Source organism: Nostocoides sp. (assembly GCF_035343835.1).
Taxonomy (GTDB): Bacteria; Actinomycetota; Actinomycetes; order Actinomycetales; family Dermatophilaceae; genus Nostocoides_A; species Nostocoides_A vanveenii.
The window spans coordinates 1-4408 of sequence record NZ_DAOQZV010000248.1; the positions used below are offsets into that span (position 1 = coordinate 1).

Annotated in this window: 5 protein-coding genes; 1 reads left to right on the top strand and 4 read right to left on the bottom strand. The window is 70.6% G+C overall.

Features of this window, described 5'->3' with window-relative positions; all coding sequences use genetic code 11:
- Positions 1-106 precede the first annotated feature (106 nt).
- Genes PKH97_RS14055 through PKH97_RS14070 form a run of 4 tightly spaced genes read right to left on the bottom strand, consistent with a single transcriptional unit; the run spans position 107 to position 3698 of the window.
- A complete protein-coding gene (locus PKH97_RS14055; protein ID WP_324388171.1) occupies positions 107-481 on the bottom strand; it encodes a hypothetical protein in 375 nt (124 codons plus the stop codon).
- A 60-nt stretch (positions 482-541) separates the two neighbouring features.
- Positions 542-1771 (bottom strand): glycoside hydrolase family 32 protein, encoded by a 1230-nt coding sequence (locus tag PKH97_RS14060; protein ID WP_324388172.1) that lies wholly within the window; start codon positions 1769-1771, stop codon positions 542-544.
- Positions 1771-2469 (bottom strand): response regulator transcription factor, encoded by a 699-nt coding sequence (locus PKH97_RS14065; protein ID WP_324388173.1) that lies wholly within the window; start codon positions 2467-2469, stop codon positions 1771-1773. Before PKH97_RS14065 ends, PKH97_RS14060 begins: the two co-directional genes overlap by 1 nt.
- Positions 2469-3698: a PspC domain-containing protein gene (locus PKH97_RS14070; RefSeq protein WP_324388174.1), complete on the bottom strand. Its 1230-nt coding sequence runs from the start codon at positions 3696-3698 to the stop codon at positions 2469-2471. Before PKH97_RS14070 ends, PKH97_RS14065 begins: the two co-directional genes overlap by 1 nt.
- Positions 3699-3822: 124 nt before the next feature.
- Here PKH97_RS14070 and PKH97_RS14075 point away from each other — a divergent pair.
- Positions 3823-4408 (top strand): PspC domain-containing protein (locus PKH97_RS14075; RefSeq protein WP_324388175.1); only part of this gene is annotated, 586 nt, incomplete at its 3' end.

A 4408-nucleotide genomic window follows, 5' to 3' on the forward strand; every position in this document is an offset into this window, starting at 1 on the left:
CTTCTCCCGTGACCGGCCCCCGATACCTAAACTCTGCTAGCAGACGTTAGGTGACCTACAGCAGGGTCTACCCTGCTCGACGTCACCTAACGTGTGTTAGCAGGGTTTAGGAACTGGCGCTGGTCTCCCAGAGGGCGGCCACGGCGGTGTTGAGGATGCCGAGCACGCCGGCGTAGTCGATGAGCTTGCTGTCGCCGGAGCCGCGCCGGGCGCGGGCGGCGGCCGTCTCCGCACACGCGGCGCAGGCGAGGGCGATGGCCAGCTTGACCCCGATCTTGGCGTGGTTGAGCGGGTCCTTCTGGGACTCGTGAATGCCGACCAGGGCGAGCCCGGTGAGGATCTGAAAGCGCGCTCCCCACACCACGACCGAGAGGCCGCGACCGGACTCCACACCGCGCACTCGCAGGCTGATCCAGCCGCCGACGATCGCCGCCATCCCGATCAGATGGATGAGGACAAGGACATTGGTGAGGATCTCCACGGGCGCCAACTTAAGCGAGAAGCCCCCGAGACCCGCGCAGGCCCGCCGACCAATGGCTGGTCAGCGCGCCTGCCACTGCTGCTCGGCCCGCACCTCGGTCAACGCCGCGGCCGAGCCGTCCGGCAGGTCGAGCACCCAGTCCCCCAGCCCGCGCCGGGTGGTGGGGGCGTCCCCGTCGACGAAGGCCTCGGCCACGTCGGCGTCCAGCCAGACCGTCCCGCCCGCGGGCAGGTCGAGTTGGATGGAGGGGTCACCCTCGGCGCTGAGCAGCGCGGGCCCGCTCACCACCACCCGCCCCGCCGAGACCGTATGCCGTCCGGTCGCCAGCGCCGTCGTCTCCCCACCGCGCGTCAGCACCTCCACCACGCCCGGGTCGACGTCGCTGACCACCTCCTGGCCGGCGATCCGCAGCCGGCGCGGCAGGGTCAGGCAGCCGGCGACAGGCGGCGGGGCGGGGTGCCGGTCGAGTTCGCGGACCCAGCCGAAGCACAGCGCGCCCGAATCGTCGGCAACGATCTGCGGGGCATAGAAGCTGCGCCCATGATCAAGCTCACCGATTGTCGACGCCACGAAATGCGGTGCACCAGACTCCGATTCGAGCCGGCCGACGGCCCACATCACTTCTTCGAGCTGCCGGTCGCGCTGCACCGAGACGACCAACGCCGCCGCGTCGCCGTCCACGATCAGCTGCGGGCACTCCCAGATCTCGCCTTCCGGGATCGCGTCGAGGACCGGATCGGAGTGCTGCGCGACAATCCCCTCATAGCGCCAGGCCAGGATGTCGTCGCAGGAGAATCGCAGGACAGCGGCCTCACGTCCCTCCAACTCGGCCCCCAACAGCGCCCAGCGCCGGCCCTCGAAGGTGAAGACATAGGGGTCTCGCATGACGACCACCCCGAGCTCGGTCGGGGTCTCGGCCACGACGATCGGATCCGACCAGGCGAGGAGATCCGGGCTGCCCCACCGCAGGCATACGGTGCTGTGCGGGGTCTCGCCGGCGATGCCGGAATAGACCACCGCTGGCCGGCCGAGGTCTCGGGCGAAAACACCGGACCAGCACCCGCCCGCGTCCGGCCCGCCCGCGGTCGGCCCGAAGGCGACCGGGTGCTCGGTCCACGACGCGAGATCCGAGCTGGAGACATGACCCCACTGGATATTGCCGTGGACCGGTGCCGCGGCGTTGTGTTGGAAGAAGACGTGCCAGCGATCGCCGTAGCGCGTCACTCCGTTGGGGTCGTTGAGCCAGCCGTAGCCGGGGCGAATGTGATATTCGGGCAGAGCGTGGCGCACTAGATGAGCTTACGGCCCATCGCCCACGCGGTGAGTTCGTGCCGGGACGACAGTTGCAACTTGCGCAACACCGAAGACACATGCGTCTCAACGGTTTTCACCGAGATGAACAACTCGCGCGCGACCTCCTTGTATTGATACCCCCGTGCGATCAGGCGCATCACTTCACGCTCGCGCTGGGAGAGCCGGTCCAGCTCTTCATCGACCTCGGCGATCTCGCCGGCCGCAACACCGAAGGCGTCGAGCACGAAGCCCGCCAGCCGCGGCGAGAACACGGCATCCCCGTCCGCGACCCGCTTGATCGCCGCCGCCAGATCGGTCCCGGTGATCGACTTGGTGACATAGCCGCGCGACCCGGCGCGGATCACCGCGAGCACATCCTCCGCCGCATCCGAGACCGACAGCGCGAGGAAACGCACGGGCACGCCCCGGCGGCTGTCGACCGCGACGCACCCCTGGAGCACGTCGACACCGCCGCGGCCATTGCCCCCGGGCAGGTGCACATCGAGCAGGACCACATCGGGCAGTTCGGCGCGGATCACCTTGATGGCGGTGTCGACGTCCGCGGCCTCGCCGACGATGTCGAGCAGGCCGGGCGCCACTTCGGTCAACTCGGCGCGCACTCCGGTGCGGAACATCTTGTGGTCGTCGACGAGGACGACACGCACTGGCGTGGTGGGGGCGGGAGCAGTTTTCATCAGTTTCCTCCGGTGGGGGCCGCGGCCACGCGCGGCAGGGTCAAGGTCCATTCGGTGCCCGGCTCGAGCCGGCGCACCTTCGCGTTGCCGCCGACGCGCGTCATCCGGCCCTGGATCGACTCGCGCACGCCGAGCCGATCCTCGGGGATGGCATCGAGATTCAGGCCCGGGCCGTGGTCGCGCACAAAGGCCTCGATCCGGTCCGGTCCGCACTCGACATAGGCCGCGATCGGCGCGGCCCCGTGGTTGGCGGCGTTGAGGAGCGCCTCGCGCAGCGCCCGCACCATCGCCTGCACATGCTCATCCAGCGGGCAGTCCCCCGTGACGACCACATCGATCGGTATGCCGTGGGCGACCTCGACCTCATCGATCACCTCCGCGAGCGCGCCGCTGAGCGTCGTCTGATCCACACTGCCGCCACCGTAGAGATAGGTGCGCAACTCGCGTTCCTGCACGCGGGCGAGCGTGGCGACGCGGGTGGCGTCGCCGGCTTGGCGTTGGATCAGCGCCAAGGTCTGAAGCACCGAGTCGTGCAAGTGGGCGGCGATATCGGCCCTTTCGTCCGCGAGGGCACGGGCCGTCCGGGCTTCCCCGACGTCGTGGAGCAGCCGCAGCACCCAGGGCGCCAACAGCAGGGTGAACCCGAGCAAAACCACCACGGTGGCGAGGACGATGTCCCAGGCCTCCGCGGCCGATGTCCCCCCGCTGAGCGTCACGACGGTGCCGACGACGACGGCGATCAGGCCACCGGCCAGGCGCGCGAGGGCCGGCCATCCCGAGCGCCGGCCGAGCCAGCGATCGCGTTGTGCCACATCGGCACTCGCGAGCCCGATCACCGCGATGATCGCCAGGATCAGGATCGGCGTGAGAAGGCCCAGGCCCCGGCCGGAGCGGGGCAGGATCGAGGTCGCCCCGACAACGGCGACCATCGCGATACCGATCCACATCGCTGCCGGTCCCGCCTGCCGGAGACTCCATCGCTGGCCGGCGGTAGCCGCGCCCGAATCCGCCTCCTGCGGCGTCAGCGTCCAGAGCAGGATGTAGCCGACGACTCCCGGGCCCGCCAGAATGAGCACGGCGACGAAGCCTCGCACCCACGCGACGGGCAGGCCGAGATGTTCGGCGAGCCCGGCACACACGCCGGCCAGGACGCGCCCGTGGGCGGGACGCACCATCCGCGGCGGGTCGGCGACCTCCGCGGTCGGCGGCACGGCATACGGGATGGGCACAGGGCAAGTCTCGCCCACCGGCACGGCCCGCCGCGCCGGACGCCGCCATTTCGGGGGACCGCCCAGGGTGCGTTCAGGGAGGCCTCGCATCCCGCGCCCACCGAGCCCGGGTGAGGATGGCCTTATGACTGACCCCACTGCGCCGCCATCGCCGCCCCCGGCCGGCACGTCGGCGCAGAACGACTACGACCGGCTGTTCGCCGACCTCTTCGGCGCGATCGATCGACTCGGCGTCCGACGCGTCACGCGCTCCGATGCCTGGGTCGGGGGAGTCTGCGGCGGCCTGTCGCGTCGCTTCGGCATCGACCCGGCGGTGATCCGCGTCGGCGTGATCGTGCTGACCATGATCTCGGGCGCGGGCCTGGTGGCGTATGCCCTGGCGTGGCTGCTGCTGCCGGCCCCCGACGGCCCCGGCATCATCGAGGCCGAATCGGACACCAGCACAGGCCGGATCGTCACCGGCAGCGTCTTGGCCGTCGGCGGGCTGCTCCTGATCGGCGGGATCGTCAACACCCTGCTCAGCGGCGGGATAGTGGGGTCCGGTTCCGCCACCGGCGCGATCGTCCTGATGGGCCTGCTCGCGGCCGGAGGCTTCGTCGTGGCCCGCCGCCGCGGATTGCTCCCGTATGCCGGCATGCCCACCGCCGCGACGTCCCCCACCGACGCGCCATCGCCCACCGACGCTCCCACACCGACCGCGCGCACCGCCA